Raw genomic sequence first — 17,339 nt, 5'->3', positions numbered from 1 at the left:
TGGAAATTTCTATTGTAACAATTCCATTTCATGCACGATCGCCTGAACCAACCTACACGACAATGCCCGACGCCCTTATGATGACGCGACTGTACGTAGCTGTGGCGGAGCACTTGTCTCGTGGCTGAACAGGGTTATGGGGAAGAGTATTTCCTCTCGCATTGCGGCCTGCCCTATCACCGTGACGAGCCTCACTGGTTCAGGTTCTTCGGCGAGGTAGCCCGGCGGATCGACGAGACCCTTAGCCCCAGGACGGTCTTCGACGCGGGCTGCGCTATCGGTTTCCTCGTGGAAGCCCTGCGGAGCCGGGGCATCGAGGCTTTCGGGCGCGACTTTTCGAGCTATGCCATCGAACAGATTCCCGTCGGCCTTCGCCCGTTCTGCGAATGCGGGTCCATCGCCAAACCGATCGAGGGCAGCTATGACCTGGTGACCTGCATCGAGGTGCTGGAGCACATGCCCGCCGACGAGGCGCGGCGCGCTGTCGAGAGCATGTGCCGCGCCTCCTCTCGAATCCTGTTCTCGTCCAGCCCGACGGATTTCACCGAAGAAACCCACATCAACGTCCAGCCACCGCGCTACTGGATGCAGATGTTCGCGGAGCAGGGGTTCGGACCGCGCGCGGACTACGACGGCTCCTTCCTCTGTCCCTGGGCCATCCTCTTCGAACGCAGATCAGTGCCGCCCGAACCCGCCGAACTCGATGCCCAGGCGCATCTCGTGCTGGCGCGGATGAGGATCTCGGACAACAAGGCGTCCGCCGAAGCCGGAATGCGTTCGCTGCTTGCTCAACTGCAAGGAGAGATGAACGATCTGCAGAACCGCTTCACCGCACTGCAGGCCGGCAATGTCGAGGCGCTGAAGGGCATCGAGACACACCAGAGCGAGGTCACGCTGGGCCTGCGGGCACGAGGGCAGGACGTCGTTCAGTATAGCGAGCACTCCGCCCATATCGAGAAGGCGGAAGCTGAGCTGAACGCGCTGCGCGATCAACTTGCACTCCTTCAGGCGAGTTGCGCGAACAACCGGGCGACCCTGGAAGAGCAACGGGCCAAGGCGAGCCGCAACCAGCAGGCGCACGAACGCGAACTCGCCTTCTCGAAACGTCAACTATCCCGTAATGAGACCGAGATTGCCGAGCTCCGGAACCGGATCTCGGCCTTGGAGAACCGTCGAAGCATGTTCCGCCTGCGCATTGGCAACAAGTCCCGGAAGCGTAACGCTCTAACCCTGTCCGCCCCCCGCCCCGAAGAGATCGAAGTACTTTCGTCCGGACTTTTCGATGCGGAATGGTACCAGGCCAACAATCCGGATATAGGTCACTATGACGGCGGCCCGCTGCGGCACTATTTCGAATTCGGTGCTCATGAGGGGCGGGATCCCAACCCGCATTTCTCGACGAACTGGTATGTGGCGACTTATCCGGCAGTCGTGGAGAGCGGACTGAACCCGCTGCTGCACTATGTCCGGATCGGCTCGGAAATTGGGTTCAGGCCGTCGGCAGACTTCGATCCGGCGTGGTATCGCAAGACCTATCCCGACATCGACGGTTCCGGCTTGGATCCTCTGCTGCACTATCTCAAGTACGGGCACGCGGAAAGCCGGCGCCGGCACGCGACCGACCAGTCCCGCGATGTCGCGGATGCCCAAATCACCGTGCTCAAGGCACCGGTGCCCGCATCCGAACTGGTGCTGTTCGTAACCCATGCCCCGAAGGGGAAGATCAAGCCGCATGTCCCGCTCTACCTTGAGGCCCTGAAGCAAGCTGGTCTATCGACCGTCGTGATCGTCGCGGCCGCGCCCTCCGACAAGGTGGATACGACGGGATTGATCGAACATGCCGACGGGTTCCTTCTGCGCGAGAACGATGGCTATGATTTTGCCGCCTGGTCACATGCGCTTCGCTACCTCGATCTATCGGGCATTAATCTTCTCTGCTTGGCCAATGACAGTCTGATCGGACCTTTCAGCGCGGGTGCGTTGCGGACGATCATGGATCGGGCGCGCTCCTCGACCGCCCAGCTGGTCGCTCTAACCGACAGTCACGAACTCAAGCATCACTTCCAAAGCTATTTCCTCGTCGCCAAGAACGATGCTGTCCGAGTTCTCGCAGACTTTCTCGGGAAAGTCCGCGCCCTGAATGACAAGCACCAGGTCATCATGGCCTACGAGCTGCAGGTCCTCGATGCGCTCGAAGCCGAAGGAATAGTCGGGGAAGCCCTGTTTCCGACGACCGATGCCAAGAACAACACGCTCACCGACTGGCGAGAGCTGGTCGAGGCCGGCTTTCCATTCGTCAAAGCCGCCGTCCTTCAGCTTCCCGAGGCGCAGGGTTGGCAGGAAATACTTGCCGCCAAAGGCTATGATCCCGCCATTGCCGAGGAGAGCCTTGCGATCATCCGCAGCGGCTGGCCTGTCCTGCCGAAGCCGGCCGCCGATGCAGCGCATCCAGCGATCGTCCCCACGCCGCGGAACGTTGCCGCGATGTCGGACCTCGCCGCGGTCCATATCGCGGAGCTCGAACGTGAACTGATCCGTGCCAGGAACCGCCCTTGGAAACAGGTTCGCAATAAGTTCAAGTTCAAGCTTTACCGGTCGATGGCGCGCCTCAGCTCATCCTGGTCCGCAAAGGCAGCGGCCAAGTATGAGCGGCGCGCGCAGAAGCGTGACCCGAAGCGGCCGCCCTCTCTGCCGGGTCAAGCCGACCTCGCTTTCGTCAGCGCAGCCGTCGCCGGGCACACGCGGGAATATAGTGGTGCCGTCCCTCACGATCCCCATAAACCCAACATGCTTGTCGTCAGCCACGAGGCCAGCCGGTCGGGCGCTCCGATCCTCGCCCTCAACATCGCCCAGGCGCTCGCGTCCCGCTACAATGTCACGACGGTGAGCCTTCTGGGTGGGGAACTGATCGACGACTTCTGCGCCATTTCCCAGAAAGTATTCGACGCGAACCTTCTCAGCATGAACGCGTCGAGCTACGAAGCCCTGCTCCAGCGTATCTGCGGCGAACACCGCTACGAATTTGCCGTCGTAAACTCGATACAATCTCACGCTGTCCTGCCCGTCCTGCATGAGCTGGGGGTTCCCTCCCTTGCACTCCTGCATGAGTTCGCAGCCTATATCGGCAAGAAGGCAGCTTTTCCCGAGGCCATGCGGTGGGCAAGCGAAACGGTCTTCTCTACCCGGCTCACCTTGGAAAGTGCGCTCGACTACGTTCGGGATTTCACCCCCCGCGAGCACATTCTGCCTCAGGGCAAGTGCGAGGTTCCCTACCAAAAGCGCAGCCGCGAATCCCGCGAGGCAGCCAGACGGCAATTGCTCGACGTGTTCCGTTCCGGAGGGGAGAAGAAGCGCCGGTTTACCGTGCTCGGAGCCGGAACGGTGGAGATCCGCAAGGGCGTCGACCTTTTCCTGGAAGTGGCGGCGCAAGTCCGGCATGCCGACGGCGGAGAAAAGGTCCATTTCGTATGGATCGGGGGAGGATACGATCCGGAGCACGATTTCGGCTACTCGGTCTTTCTTCGTGATCAGCTCAAGCGGGCCGGACTCGAGAATCACGTCACCATGCTGCCGGCGACATCGGAGATCGAGCTAGCCTACGAGCTGTCCGATGTGCTGCTAGTTTCCAGCCGTCTCGACCCGCTTCCCAATGTCGCCGTCGATGCTCTCTGTGTCGGCCTGCCGGTGATCTGCTTCGAGAACACCACGGGCATTGCTGACATCCTCTCCGCCGCGAACCTCAAGACGGACTGCGTCGCGGGCTACCTCGATACAGGCGATGCGGCGCGGAAAATCCTGCAATTGGCGGCATCGGAAGATGCCTATGCGCGGGTTTCGTCCGAGGCGAAGAGGGTGGGACAAACGACCTTCGACTTCGAGCACTATGTTTGCCAGATCGAAACGCTCGGCCTTAACGCCAAGGCTCGCAAGGTCAACTTCGCCGCCGATGTCGACGAAATCCTGTCCGCCGGAAAATTCCGGGGCGACTTCTTCCACCCTCCTCTGGAGCCGATGCCGTCCCCCACGCAACTGGTGCACGACTATTTCGCACGGCTCCAATGGATACCCGGCCCCCGCAAACCGGAGCCGGGTTTCAATCCCTTCATCTACGCAACATCCCAGGACAGCGGCTACGACCATACCCGCGAAGCCTACGCGGATTTCCTGCGGAAAGGCCGGCCGGCCGGCCCCTGGCTCACGCCTGTGCTCGAAGGAGGGCTCGACGCGACGAAGGGCCTTCCCGCGACCGCTCTGCGGAGTGCCTTGCACATTCACGCCTATTTCACCGGTCAGCTGCAGGAAATCATCGAGAGACTGGAGGTCAACGACGCCCGGCCGGACCTCTTCGTCAGCACAGGATCTCGGTCTTCTGCCGACGAGATAGAGCGCATACTGGCGCGGTACAGCGGCCGTGTCGCGGCGCTGGAAGAGGTGCCGAATGCTGGCCGCGACATCGGTCCCCTACTGACCCAGTTCGGGCCTCGTCTCATCGCGACCTACGACATGGTCGGCCATGTTCACATCAAGAAAAGCCAGCACGTGACCGATTTGGACATGGTGCGCGTCTGGAGCGAGTTCCTGTTCGAGAATGTTCTTGGCGGCCCGGTCGGCGGCCGGATGCTCGATCTCATCCTGAACAAGGCCGAAAGTGACGAACGAATTGGCGTCATCTATCCGGATGATCCGCACGTCATCGGCTGGACGCGTAACATGGCGATTGCCGAGCGGCTGGCAGCCCGCATGGGGCACCCAAGTCTCGCCCGCTCGATCAACTTCCCGGTCGGCACCATGTTCTGGATGCGGACGGCGGCGCTAAAGCCGTTTGTCGACCTCGGCTTCGATTGGCCGGACTACCCGAACGAGCCCATTCCCGAGGATGGAACACTGCTGCATGCACTGGAGCGGCTGTTCGGCGTGGTCCCCCCGCTCGAGGGTTGGCGTACCGTCGTGACCAATATACGTGGCGTGTCGCGCTAGGTCGTCGAAACCTGCCGGCGTGTCACGATATCGTCGGCGAACTGCGCCGGCGCGAAAGAAGAGATGTGAAATGAAAGTGCTCGTGATCGGCGGATGCGGCTTCATTGGCTCACACATCGTGGACCACCTGCTGGCACAGGGCCACTCGGTGAGAGTCTTCGACCGCCAGATGGAGCGCCTCCGCACGTCTCTGCCTGAAGTCGAATACATCCTCGGCAGCTTTGGCGATCACATGGCGGTCATCGATGCGCTGGCAGGCGTCGACGCCGTCATGCATCTCGTGAGCACGACTTTTCCCGGCACTGCCGACCTCAACCCGACAATCGACGTGCAGGACAATCTCGTCGGGACGCTGGGCCTGCTGGATGCGATGGTTGGCTTGGGGATCGCGCGTATTCTGTTCCTGTCCTCGGGGGGAACGGTCTATGGCCCGCCCGACATCGTTCCGATTCCGGAGAGCCACCCCCTTCGGCCCATCAATTCCTATGGCATCGTGAAGACGGCCATCGAGCATTACCTCGACATGTATCGCCGGACGCGGGGGCTCTCGACCATCGCGATCCGCGCGTCAAATCCGTACGGTCCACGCCAGGCCCATACCGGGGTGCAGGGCGTGATCTCGACCTATCTCTCACGCATTCGGGAGGGTCAGCCGCTGGAGGTCTGGGGCGACGGAAGCGTCGTGCGAGACTATCTCCATGTGAGCGACCTGGCGGAACTCTGCGCCCTCGCCGTCGCAAGCGACAAGGTTGGCGCCTATAACGCCGGCAGCGGACAGGGAACGTCCATCCGGGAAATCATCGATATCCTTTCCGACGTGACGGGAGCGCCGATCGAACCGGTCTACAAGCCCGGCCGGGCCATCGACGTGGCCCGGTCGATCCTTGATGTATCGCGCGCGCGTGCTGACTTCGGATGGGAAAGCCGGGTGCCACTGCCGGAAGGCATCGCGGCAACCTATGACTGGATGTGCCGCCAGTAGCCCCGTCCCGGCCCTTCCACATAAGGCTTCTCCGCGCACCCGCCTCTCACTCCGCCGGCGTATGCACGAGGCCGGGAGCGATTTCGGCGTGGGCGGTGTGGTGGATGCGGCCGATCAGCGAGTAAACCACCGGCACCACGAAAAGCGTCAGCAGTGTGCCCAGACTCATGCCGCCGACGATGACCCAGCCGATCTGCGCGCGGCTCTCGGCACCGGCGCCGCTCGCCAGCGCCAGCGGCACGGCCCCCAGCACCATGGCGCCGGTGGTCATCAGGATCGGGCGCAGGCGCAGCACCGCCGCCTCGATCACCGCGGCGCGGCGGTCGAGGCCGGCCTCCTGCTGCTGGTTGGCGAACTCGACGATCAGAATGCCGTGCTTGGTGATGAGGCCCACCAGCGTGACGAGGCCGATCTGCGAATAGACGTTCAGCGAGCCGCCGGCGAAATAGAGCGCGGCGAGCGCGCCGGTCATCGACAGCGGCACGGTGAGCATGATGATCACCGGATCGCGGAAGCTCTCGAACTGTGCCGCCAGCACCAGATAGATGAAGCCCAGTGCCAGCACGAAGATGACGGCGAGGCTCTGGCCGGCGGCGCGGAACTCGCGGCTCTGGCCGGAAACGTCGGTCTGCACGGTCTGCGGCAGCACCTCGCGCGCGGTCTGGTCGAGGAAGGCGAGCGCCTGCCCCTGCGAGAAGCCGGGGGCGAGGTTGGCGGAGATGGTAGCAGAGCGTAGCTGATTGAAGCGCTTCAGCTCCTGCGGCGCCACGCTCTCGCGCACCGAGACGAGGTTGGAAAGCTGCACCATCTCCCCGCTCGCAGAACGCAGATAGATGGTGTCCAGCGTCGCCGGCGAGGAGCGGTCGCGGGCGTCGAGCTGGACATAGACGTCGTACTGCTCGCCGGCTACCTCGAAGCGCGTCACCTGCCGGCCGCCGAGCAGGCTCTCCAGCGTGCGCCCGAGCACGGCGACGTCGATGCCGAGATCGGCCGCCTTTGCGCGGTCGACCGTCACCGAGATCTCCGGCTTGTTCAGCTTGAGGTCGCTGTCGATGCTGACGAGGCCGGGATAGTCGCGGATGCGCTCCAGGAAGCGGTCGACATATTCGTCGAGCTGCTCATAGGTCGCCGAGGTCTGGATGACGAACTCGATGGGCCGCGAATTGTTGGAGGCGCCAAGCGAGGGCGGGTTGTTGGCGTAAGCGTTGACGCCGGCGATGCGTCGGAGCTCCGGCGTCAGCTCGGTGACGAGCTCCTGCTGGCGCTTGTCGCGCTCGTCCCAGTCCTTCAGCCGGCCGATCACCAAGAAGCGGTGCACTTCCGGGAAACCGTTGATGATGAGGACGCTGGCGACCTCCGGCTCCTTCGAGAGGATGGACTCGACCTGGTTGGTGTAGCGCGCCGTATAGGCGAGCGTGGAGCCTTCCGGGCCGCTGCCGGTGACGCGGATCATGCCGCGATCCTCCACCGGCGACAGCTCGGAGGGCAGCACGCGCAGGAAGTAGACGCTCGTCGCCGCCACGGCGAGCGCCAGCACGATCACCGCCGGTCGCACGCGCAGCGTGGCGCCGAGCAGCCGGCGATAGCCTTCCTCCATGCCGCGCAGGCGGCGCTCGATGAAGGCCGAGACCCGGCCCGGCTTCTCCTCGTGCTTGAGCAGGCGCGAGCACATCATCGGCGTGAGGCTGAGCGCGACGAAGCCGGAGACGATCACCGCGCCCGCCAGCGTCAGCGCGAATTCGGTGAACAGCCGTCCGGTACGGCCCGGCGCGAAGGCCACCGGCGCATAGACCGCCGCCAGCGTCAGCGTCATGGCGACGACGGCGAAGCCAATCTCGCGCGCGCCCTTGATGGCGGCGGGGATGGGCTTCATGCCGTGCTCGATGTGACGGAAGATGTTCTCCAGCACCACGATGGCGTCGTCCACCACGAGGCCGATGGCGAGCACGAAGGCGAGCAGCGTCAGCGTGTTCACGCTGAAGCCCAGCGCGTACATGAGGGCGAAGGTGGTGATCAGCGAGATCGGGATGGTGACGATCGGGATGATCGAGGCGCGGAAGGACCGCAGGAACACCACGATCACCAGCACGACGAGCACGACGGCCTCGAAGATCGTCTGGAAGACCGCCTTGATCGAGCGGTCGATGAAGACCGCGTTGTCGTTGCCGATGGACGCGCTCATGCCTTCCGGCAGGCTCTCGTTCACCGCCGGCAGCACGGCGCGGGCACCGGCCGAGACGTCGAGTGGATTGGCCACCGCCTGCTTGATCAGGCCGACGATGATCGCCGCGCCGCCGTTGAAGCGGCTCGCGCGGCGCTCGTCGGCGGCACCGAGTTCGACGCGGGCGACGTCGCTCATGTGCACCTGGCCGCCGCCGGCACGCTTCACCACGATGTCGTTGAACTGGTCGACCGTGGTCAGGCCGGTGCGCGAGAGGACAGTAAACTCGCGGTCCACGCTCTCGATGCGCCCGGAGGGAATCTCGACGTTCTGCCCGTTGAGCGCGTCCTCGATGTCCTGGACGGTGAGGCTGTAGGCGGCGAGGCGCTCGCGGTCGATCCAGATGCGCATGGCGTAGCGCCGCTCGCCGAAGATCTGCACGTCGGCCACGCCGCTGATGTTCTTGAAGCGGTCGACGACGTAGCGGTCGATGTAGTCCGACAGCTCCAGCCCCGACATGCGGTCGGAGCGGAAGACGATGAACACCACCGGCTGGGCGTCGGCCTCGACCTTGGAAATCACCGGCTCGTCGATCTCGTCGGGCAGGCGCTGGCGCACACGGCTGACGCGGTCGCGCACGTCGCTGGCCGCGACGTCGGGGTCGATCTCCAGCCGGAAGCGCACGGTGATGCGGCTCGATTCCGAGCGGCTGGTGGATTCCAGCACGTCGATGCCCTCGATGCCGGCGATCGAGCCCTCCAGCACCTGCGTGACCTGGCTCTCGACGATGCTCGCCGAGGCGCCGGGATAAGTGGTGACGACCGAGACCACGGGCTCGTCGATATTGGGGTACTCGCGCACGGTCAGCCGGCTGTAGGAGACGATGCCCACCAGAACCAGCAGGAGGCTGAGCACCGTCGCGAAGACCGGACGGCGGATGCAGAGTTCGGAAAGTCCCATGACGCGGCCTCAGCCCTGCGGCGCCGACGGCGGGGTCACCACCTCCACGGCGGCGTCCGGCTGGAGCCGGCCCTGCCCCGCCACGACGATCACGGCGCCGGCGGGAACGCCCTTCACCTCGACCTCGCCATTGCCTCGCTGGCCGAGCTCGACCTTCGCCTGACGGGCCTTGCCGTCCACGACCTGCCAGACCAGACGATCCTGCCCGCGCGGCACGATAGCGCTCTCCGGCACGAACACGGCGTCGCGGGTCTGCCGGCCCTTCACCACCACGCGGGCGAACAGGCCGGGGCGCAGGACGAGGTCGGCATTGTCGAGCCGCGCCCTGACGCTGAGCGAGCGGCCGTTGACGTCGACCATCGGGTCGATGGCGTAGATGGTGCCGGTGAAGGTGCGCTGGGGCAGCGCGTCGACCGTGACGAGCACGGTCTGGCCGGGCGAGATGCTGGCGAGATGGGTTTCGGGAACCTTGAAGTCGAGCTTCAGCGTGTCGATCTTCTCGAGGTTCACCAGCTCGGTGCCGGTGGCGATATAGGCGCCGTTCGAGACCGAGCGCAGGCCGACCACGCCGTCGAAGGGCGCGGTGATGGTGTGCTTGGCGATCTGCACCCGCTGGGAATTCAGCAGCGCGCGGGAGGTGTTGAGCTCCGCCTGCGCCTCGTCGAGCGCCCGGGCGGTGCCGGAGCCGGATTGCTGGAGCTTCTGGGCCCGGGCGAAATTGGCCTCGGCGAGGTCGAGCCGGGCCTCGTTCTCATCCAGCGAGGCCTTCACCAGCGCGGCGTCGAGCTGCACCAGCGCGTCGCCCGCCTTGACGTGCTCGCCTTCGCGGAAGCGGATTTCCTGGATGCGGCCGGCGACCTCGGAGGCCACCTTGACCGACTCGTCCGACTGCAGCGAGCCGATGGAGGAAATGTCGGTCGTCACCGTCGCCTGACGGGCGGGCGCCACCTCGACCGGCACGCGGTGCGCGGTCTCCGGCTCAGGGGCCGCGTTGGCCTCGCCCTTGCCGCCGAACAGCGCGGTTGCGTCGAACCAGCCCTTTTCCTGCGCGAGCACACCTGCTCCCAGAAGCAGGGCAGCCAACAGCAGTACGCCGGTTCTACGTCGCATCGGGCCCTCATCAAGCTGCGCCGAAACAGAAACACCCAGTGTGCGACACAGCAGATACGGGAAGAAGTTCCAACTTAATTATGTGTCATGTTCGGCAACGCGGATCACATTCGCGCGGTCACGACACCATCACATGCCGGGCATCATACGCCATCGCGCGGCGTTATGCGCGCGCCACCGGCCGCCCGCAGGTGGCCGGTCGCGCTGGACGCTGCGGGGAAGGCGGCCTCAGCCGTTCTTCACCATCACGTGGCGCACGACCGTGTAGTCCTCCAGCGCGTAGGCCGAGAGGTCCTTTCCGTAGCCGGACTGCTTGAGGCCGCCATGGGGCATCTCGCTGACCAGCATGAAATGGCAGTTCACCCAGGTGCAGCCATATTGCAGGCGGGCGGCCGTCGCCATGCCCTTCGACACGTCCTTCGTCCACACCGACGAGGCGAGGCCGTAGTCGCTGTCATTGGCCCAGGACACCGCCTCCTCCACATCGGAGAAGCGCGTCACCGACACCACGGGGCCGAACACCTCGCGGCGCACGATCTCGTCGCTCTGCAGCGCGCCCGCCACCACGGTGGGCTCGTAGAAGAACCCCTTGCCGGAGGCCTGGCTGCCCGCGATCTTGCCGCCGGTCGCGATCTCGATGTGGTTCAACTCGGAGGCCCGCTCGACGAAGGAGGCGACGCGGGCGCGCTGGCGGGCGGAGATGAGCGGGCCGATGTCGTTGGCGCTGTCGTCGCTCTGGCCGAACTTCAGGCCGGAGACGGCGGAGGCGAGGTCCGCCACCAGCTTCTCGTAGACCTTCTCGCCGGCATAGATGCGGCAGGCGGCAGTGCAGTCCTGCCCGGCATTGTAGTAGCCGAAGACCTTCACCCCCTCGACCACCGCCTCGATGTCGGCATCGTCGAACACGATGACCGGCGCCTTGCCGCCGAGTTCGAGATGGGTGCGCTTGACTGTCTTCGCGGCGGCGGTGAGCACCTTCTTGCCGGTGGCGATGTCGCCGGTGAGCGAGACCATCGCCACCTTCGGATGGTTGATCAGCGCGTTGCCGACGCTCTCGCCGCGCCCGACCACGACGTTCACCACACCTTCGGGGAAGATGTCAGCGATGACCTTGGCCAGCTTGAGCATGGTCAGCGGCGTCTGCTCGGAGGGCTTGATGACCACCGTGTTGCCGCCGGCGAGCGCCGGGGCGAGCTTCCATGCCGCCATCATCAGCGGGTAGTTCCACGGCGCGATGGAGGCGACGACGCCGATGGGATCGCGGCGGATCATCGAGGTGTGGCCGGCGAGGTACTCGCCGGCGACCATGCCGTGCTGGGTACGCGCCGCCCCGGCGAAGAAGCGGAAGCAGTCCACCACGCCCGGCAGCTCGTCATTGAGCACGGCGTGGCGGGGCTTGCCGCAGTTGAGCGCTTCAAGCGTGGCGAAGGATTCGGCCTCGGCCTCGATGCGGTCGGCGAGCTTGAGCAGCAGGTAGGAACGCTCCGCCGGCGTGGTGCGCGACCAGCTGGTGAACGCCTTGCCCGCCGCCGTGACCGCCGCGTCGATCTGGTCCGGGGAAGCCTCCGGCAGCTCGATCAGCGTCTCCTCGGTCTTCGGGTTCAGCACGTTCTCCGGCGTCTCCGTGCCCGCGACGAAGCTGGAACCGATGAGCATGTCGGTGTCGGAAAGAGCGGTCATGGAGCGTCTCCTATTTGCCTGAGCCGGCCACCGCCTCGCCCTCGCGGGTGAGGTAGTAGGCGGCGAGGATGGGCAGGAAGGTCACGAGGATCACGAGCACGGCGACCACGTTGGTGACGGGCCGCTGCCGCGGGCGGATGAGTTCGGACAGCATCCAGATCGGCAGGGTGGACTGCTGGCCGGCGGTGAAGGTGGTGACGATCACCTCATCGAAGCTCAGCGCGAAGGCGAGCATGCCGCCCGCCAGCAGCGCCGTGCCGATGTTCGGCAGGATCACCAGACGGAAGGTCTGGAAGGCATCGGCGCCGAGGTCCATCGACGCCTCGATCAGCGAGGGCGAGAGGCGGCGCAGGCGCGCGACCGCGTTGTTGTAGACGACGACGATGCAGAAGGTCGCGTGGCCGAGCACGATGGTCCAGAAGGAGAAGGGGATCTCCATCAGGCCGAAGGCCTGCCGCAGCGCGATGCCGGTGACGATGCCGGGCAGCGCGATGGGCAGCACGAACAAGAGCGAGATCGGCTCGCGCCCGAAGAATTTTGCCCGCGCCAGCGCGCCCGCCGCCAGCGTGCCGAGCACAAGGGCGAGCGCGGTCGCGATCACCGCCACCTTCAGCGAGAGCCCGACCGCCGCCCAGATGTCGGCCCGCTCCCACACCACGCCGAACCATTTCAGCGTGAAGCCGGGCGGGGGGAAAGCGTAGCTCTTCTCCTCGGTGGTGAAGCAGTAGAGCAGGATGAACAAGAGCGGCACATGCAGGAAGGCGAGCCCGCCCAGCGCCGCGATCTTCAGGGAGAGAGGGGCGCGGGTCATGAACGCGCCCTGCCCGTCAGAGCGCCGTCATGGCCGGGCTTGGCCCGGCCATCCATGACTTGAGACCTAGTGCCACGTGGCTCGGAAGGAAGGCGTGGATGCCCGGGCCAAGCCCGGGCATGACGCTGTGCATGGTGAAACTCACAGCGCATCGAACGCTCCCGTGCGCCTGGCGAGGGTCAGGAACAGCGCCATGACGAGGATCGGCACCAGCGAGAAGGCGGCGGCGAGCGGGATGTTTCCGGCCGTGCCCTGCAGCGTGTAGACCGCCTGCCCGAGCACCAGAGCCGAGGTGCCGATAATCTGCGGCACGATGTAGTCGCCCAGCGTCAGCGAGAAGGTGAAGATCGCCCCCGCCACAACGCCGGGCATGGCGAGGGGGAGGATCACCGTGCGGAAGACGAGGCCGGGATGGGCGCCGAGATCGCCCGCCGCCTCGATGAGATTGGGCGGCACCCTCTCCAGCGCCGCCTGCACCGGCAGGATCATGAAGGGCAGCCAGAGATAGGTGAAGGTCAGCACCATGCCGGTATAGCTGACCGAGAGCGAGGGGCCACCGACCACCGGCAGCGCCAGCCATGTCTCCAGCGCCCCGGCGAGGCCGAGCTTGCCGGCGAACCAGCCGATGGCGCCCTCCTTCGCCAGCAGCAGCTTCCAGCCATAGACCTTGACGAGATAGCTCGACCACAGCGGCATCATCACCGCGAGATAGAAGCCCGCCTTCACCTTCGGCCCGGCATAGCGGGCGGCGTAATAGGCGATGGGAAAGGCGAGGAGCGTGCACAGCGCCGTCACCGCCGCCGCCACGCCGACCGTGCGCAGCACGATGTCGAAATTGGCGGGCCGGAACAGCTCCAGCAGCGTCGCCGTCGTCGGCTCGCGCACGATGGTGCCGGAAAACTCGTCGATGGAGAAGATCGACTGGCCGAGAAAGACGAAGAGGCTGCCGAGATAGACGAGCCCGATCCACAGCAGCGGCGGCACGAGGAGCAGAAGCGTCAGCAGCCGCGCCCGCCGCACGAGCACGTCCGAGACGCGGCGCAGGATGCCTTCGCGCGGTTCGGGAAAAGCGAGGGTGGCGAGGCTCATCCTTCGCCCTCCATCGGCTGCACAGCCCCCTTCGGCACGGCGAGCCGGATCGTGTCTCCCGCCGCAACGGCGCTCGCACTGGCCGGCACCGCGGCGGTGAGATGAAGGCCGCTCGCCGCCCGCGCCGTCACCCGGCGCACCGCGCCCTGATAGGACATCTCGACGACCCCCGCCTCGACCACGGCCGCGCCCGTAGGCTCGGGCGCATCGGCCGCGAGCAGGACGATCTTCTCCGGCCGCAGGCTGGAGGGGCGCGCGGCGCCGCCCAGCGCCGCCGCCTCGGCCGGCTCCAGCACATTGGCCGAGCCGACGAAGCCGGCGACGAAGCGCGTCGCCGGGCGTTCATAGACCTCCTCCGGCGGGCCGACCTGCACGATCCGCCCCTCGTTGAACACCGCCACCCGGTCGGCCATGGAGAGCGCCTCGCCCTGATCATGGGTGACGAAGACGAAGGAGAGGCCGAGCGCGCGCTGAAGGCCCTTCAGCTCGCTCTGCATCTCCTCGCGCAGCTTGAGGTCGAGCGCGCCGAGCGGCTCGTCGAGGAGGAGCACCTTGGGCCGCACCACGAGGGCGCGGGCGAGCGCCACGCGCTGGCGCTGGCCGCCGGAGAGCTGGGCCGGCCGGCGCGTCTCCATGCCGGCCAGCTTGACCATGGCGAGCGCCTCGCGGGCCAGCTTCTCGCGCTCCACCCGACCGACGCCGCGCACACGAAGCCCATAGGCGACATTCTCGCCCACCGAGAGATGGGGAAACAGCGCGTAGTCCTGGAAGACGGTGTTCACCGCGCGACGATAGGGCGGCAGGCCCTCGACCTTCTCGCCGAAGATCTCGATATGGCCGGCATCGGGCTGCTCGAAGCCGGCGATGAGGCGCAGGCAGGTCGTCTTGCCGGAGCCGGACGGCCCGAGCATGGCGAAGAACTCGCCGGGCACGATGGAAAGATCGACGCCGTCGACCGCCCTCACCGCCCCGAAATGCCGCATCACGCCCTCGAAGCGGACGGCGGGGGTGACAGGCGGGGGAGCGGGAGCGTGCATCGAGATGGTCGTCCGGTCGGTCCATGGGAGCAGAGCGAGAAGCTCCCTCTCCCTGTCAGGGAGAGGGTTGGGGTGAGGGGACTCAACGCTGCGCGCGCTCGTCGCCCCTCACCAACCCGCGAAGCCCGTCCTCGGGCTCGCCAAAGGCGAGACCCCTGGGCGGGCCACCTCCCCCCAATGGGGAGAGGAGCAGGGCTGGCCCGGCTTCATTCGTGCGGGCGAGGCCGACTACCGCCCGCCGAGAACGGCAATGTAGTCCGAGACCCAGCGGTAATAGGGCACGCAGCCGGCGGCCTGCGTCGCGCATTTGGCGACCGGGGTGCGCCAGAAATGGATGCGCTCGAAATTCTCGATGCCGTTGGTCTTGCAGCCTTCCGCGCCGAGCAGCTCGTTGCCCTTGCAGGCGGCGGGCACGGACGAAACCGAGCCGAACCACGAGGCCAGATCGCCCTGCACCTTCGGGCTGAGCGAATGCTCCATCCACATGTAGGCGCAGTTCGGGTTCTTGGCGTCGACATGCAGCATGGTGGTGTCGGCCCAGCCGGTGGCGCCCTCCGCCGGGAGGGTCGAGGCGATCGGCTTCTTCTGGCTGACCAGCAGGTTCACCTGGAACGGCCAGGAGGAGGAGGCGACGACGCCCTCATTGGTGAAGTCGTCGACCTGGATCATGGCGTCGTGCCAGTAGCGCTGGACGATCTTGCGCTGCTGGCGCAGCAGGTCGAGCGCCGCCTTGTACTGCTCCTCGGTCAGCTCGTAGGGGTCCTTGATGCCGAGTTCGGGCTTGGTCGCCATCAGATAGAGCGCGGCGTCGGCGATGTAGATCGGGCCGTCGAAGGCCTGCACCCGACCCTTGTTGGACTTGCCGTCCGGCAGGGTCTGCTCCTCGAACACGACGTTCCAGCTCTTGGGCGCCTCGCCCTTGAACGCCTCGGTGTTGTACATCAGCACGTTGGAGCCCCACTGGTAGGGCACGCCGTAATGGACGCCGTCCACCGTGTGCCACGGCGCGTTCTGCAGCCGCTCGTCGACGGTGCCCCAGCTCGGGATCAGCTTGGTGTTGACGGGGGCGACCTTCTTGCCGGCGATGAGGCGCAGCGAGGCGTCGCCGGAAGCGGTGACGAGGTCGAAGCCGCCTTCGTTCATCAGCGCGACCATCTCGTCCGAAGTGCCGGCGGTCTTCACATTGACCTTGCAGCCGGTCTTCTTCTCGAATTCCGTCACCCAGTCATAGGCCTTGTCGGTATCGCCGCGCTCGATATAGCCGGCCCAGGCGACGATGTTGACCTCGCCCTCCCCCTTGCCGACCGCGGTCATCTCGGCGGCGAAGACGGGCTGGAAGGCGAGCGAGACGCTGGCGGCGAGCGCCGGCAGATGCAGATAACGGGAAATGGTCGGCATGTTCTGTCCCTCTGTTCTGCGGGCGCTTTCGGCCCTTTGAGGAAAGTGTGCCGTTGCGTCCGGCACCGCGCCACACCAAAGATCAGAAGCCAGATATCGGGAAAATCGATGACTATTTACTGGGCGTCGTCAGCGCCCGCGCCCGGCATGCCGGGTGGCGGCGATGGAGACGAAGCCGGAGGCGGCGGCGGAGAGGGGCGAGCCGCGCCGCCAGGCGGTCGCCACCTCGACCGCCGGCACGTCGTCGACCAGCGTGCGGGCTTCGATCTTGTCGCCTTCCAGCGACCACGGGCGGTAGGTGAGGTCGGGGAGCACGGCGACGCCGGCCCCCGTCGCCACGAGGCTGCGCACGGCTTCCACCGAGCGGGTGCGGAAGGCCACCGGCGGGCGGATGCCGAGCCGGCGCCAGACGATCTCGGAGGCTTCCGCGATCTCGTCGACGGTAAGCAGCACGTGCGGCTCGGCGCTGAGATCGCGCAGGCTCACGCGCTCTTCCGCCAGCGCCGCGTGGCCGAGCGGCAGCCAGACGCGATAGGGCGAGACTTCCACCGTCTCGGTCTGCAAGGCGGCCGATTGCCGGCCCGGCGGCAGCACCATCACCGCCACGTCGAGCTCGCCGCCGACCAGCAGGTGCTCCAGATAGTCGGCCGCGTCCTCCACCGCCTCCACGGCGATGCCGGGAAAGGCGCGGCGGAAGCGGGCGATGAGGTCGGAATAGATGTAGCCGGCGACCAGCGGCGTCACGCCGACCGACAGGCGCCCGGTGAGCGCCGCCGTCTCCGGGCCCGCGAGCGCGCGCCGGGCATCGGCCACGTCGCCGAGGATTTTTCGCGCATGGCGGAGGAAGTGATGGCCCTTGAGGGTGAGGTCGGCGCCGCGGGCGTGGCGCTCCAGCAGCTTGAAGCCAAGGTCCAGCTCCAGCTCGCGCAGCGCCTCGGTGACGGTCGACTGCGAGATGGAGAGCGTATGGGCGGCCGAGGAGACGGAGCCGTTTTCCGCGACGGCCACGAAATACTGGAGCTGGCGCAGCGAGAAGGCCATCGGATTATCCGAGATGAAACGGCTCGGCCGATGGTAGCGTAGGGGTAGCAAAAACGGTAGCGTTGAGTAGCAAAAGCGGTAGCGCCGGGGTCG

10 protein-coding genes are annotated in these 17,339 nt (G+C 66.0%); 2 read left to right on the top strand and 8 right to left on the bottom strand.

Going from position 1 to position 17,339, the window contains the following annotated elements:
- The first annotated feature begins 120 nt into the window (after positions 1–120).
- On the top strand, positions 121–4,977 hold the full coding sequence (locus tag FO470_RS16350) for a rhamnan synthesis F family protein (protein WP_144344032.1): 4,857 nt from the start codon (positions 121–123) through the stop codon (positions 4,975–4,977).
- Positions 4,978–5,047: 70 nt separating this feature from the next.
- On the top strand, positions 5,048–5,959 hold the full coding sequence (locus FO470_RS16345; RefSeq protein ID WP_144344031.1) for an NAD-dependent epimerase/dehydratase family protein: 912 nt from the start codon (positions 5,048–5,050) through the stop codon (positions 5,957–5,959).
- A 46-nt stretch (positions 5,960–6,005) separates the two neighbouring features.
- Here FO470_RS16345 and FO470_RS16340 read toward each other — a convergent pair whose 3' ends face one another.
- From FO470_RS16340 to FO470_RS16305, 8 genes are all read right to left on the bottom strand, one after another.
- Positions 6,006–9,080: an efflux RND transporter permease subunit gene (locus tag FO470_RS16340; protein WP_144344030.1), complete on the bottom strand. Its 3,075-nt coding sequence runs from the start codon at positions 9,078–9,080 to the stop codon at positions 6,006–6,008.
- 9 nt (positions 9,081–9,089) lie between these two features.
- Positions 9,090–10,190, bottom strand: a complete 1,101-nt coding sequence (locus tag FO470_RS16335; protein ID WP_144344029.1) for an efflux RND transporter periplasmic adaptor subunit — start codon at positions 10,188–10,190, stop codon at positions 9,090–9,092.
- Between the two features lie 228 nt (positions 10,191–10,418).
- Positions 10,419–11,870 carry a gamma-aminobutyraldehyde dehydrogenase gene (locus tag FO470_RS16330; RefSeq protein WP_144344028.1) on the bottom strand — a complete coding sequence of 484 codons (1,452 nt, stop codon included), beginning with the start codon at positions 11,868–11,870 and terminating at the stop codon, positions 10,419–10,421.
- 10 nt (positions 11,871–11,880) lie between these two features.
- The gene (locus tag FO470_RS16325; RefSeq protein ID WP_144344027.1) at positions 11,881–12,681 is read right to left on the bottom strand and encodes an ABC transporter permease; all 801 of its coding nucleotides are present in this window, start codon (positions 12,679–12,681) and stop codon (positions 11,881–11,883) included.
- 141 nt (positions 12,682–12,822) lie between these two features.
- Positions 12,823–13,770, bottom strand: coding sequence for an ABC transporter permease (locus tag FO470_RS16320; protein ID WP_144344026.1), 948 nt, complete (start codon positions 13,768–13,770; stop codon positions 12,823–12,825).
- Positions 13,767–14,807: an ABC transporter ATP-binding protein gene (locus tag FO470_RS16315; protein ID WP_144344025.1), complete on the bottom strand. Its 1,041-nt coding sequence runs from the start codon at positions 14,805–14,807 to the stop codon at positions 13,767–13,769. Before FO470_RS16315 ends, FO470_RS16320 begins: the two co-directional genes overlap by 4 nt.
- Positions 14,808–15,035: 228 nt before the next feature.
- Entirely contained in the window at positions 15,036–16,205 is a 1,170-nt protein-coding gene (locus FO470_RS16310; protein ID WP_144344024.1) for an ABC transporter substrate-binding protein, read from the bottom strand.
- Positions 16,206–16,334: 129 nt separating this feature from the next.
- The gene (locus FO470_RS16305; protein ID WP_144344023.1) at positions 16,335–17,246 is read right to left on the bottom strand and encodes a LysR family transcriptional regulator; all 912 of its coding nucleotides are present in this window, start codon (positions 17,244–17,246) and stop codon (positions 16,335–16,337) included.
- Positions 17,247–17,339 lie beyond the last annotated feature (93 nt).

The organism is Ancylobacter moscoviensis (assembly GCF_007559435.1).
Lineage (GTDB): Bacteria > Pseudomonadota > Alphaproteobacteria > Rhizobiales > Xanthobacteraceae > Ancylobacter > Ancylobacter moscoviensis.
Note: the sequence above shows the minus strand (reverse complement) of the source record. Positions and strands in the feature narration are given on the sequence as shown.

Bases quoted from the DNA above. Each gene is read 5' to 3' on its own strand.
- FO470_RS16340 (WP_144344030.1), bottom strand. From the start codon at position 9,080: ATGGGACTTTCCGAACTCTGCATCCGCCGTCCGGTCTTCGCGACGGTG.
- FO470_RS16305 (WP_144344023.1), bottom strand. From the start codon at position 17,246: ATGGCCTTCTCGCTGCGCCAGCTCCAGTATTTCGTGGCCGTCGCGGAA.
- FO470_RS16335 (WP_144344029.1), bottom strand. From the start codon at position 10,190: ATGCGACGTAGAACCGGCGTACTGCTGTTGGCTGCCCTGCTTCTGGGA.
- FO470_RS16345 (WP_144344031.1), top strand. From the start codon at position 5,048: ATGAAAGTGCTCGTGATCGGCGGATGCGGCTTCATTGGCTCACACATC.
- FO470_RS16315 (WP_144344025.1), bottom strand. From the start codon at position 14,807: ATGCACGCTCCCGCTCCCCCGCCTGTCACCCCCGCCGTCCGCTTCGAG.
- FO470_RS16310 (WP_144344024.1), bottom strand. From the start codon at position 16,205: ATGCCGACCATTTCCCGTTATCTGCATCTGCCGGCGCTCGCCGCCAGC.
- FO470_RS16320 (WP_144344026.1), bottom strand. From the start codon at position 13,770: ATGAGCCTCGCCACCCTCGCTTTTCCCGAACCGCGCGAAGGCATCCTG.
- FO470_RS16330 (WP_144344028.1), bottom strand. From the start codon at position 11,870: ATGACCGCTCTTTCCGACACCGACATGCTCATCGGTTCCAGCTTCGTC.
- FO470_RS16325 (WP_144344027.1), bottom strand. From the start codon at position 12,681: ATGACCCGCGCCCCTCTCTCCCTGAAGATCGCGGCGCTGGGCGGGCTC.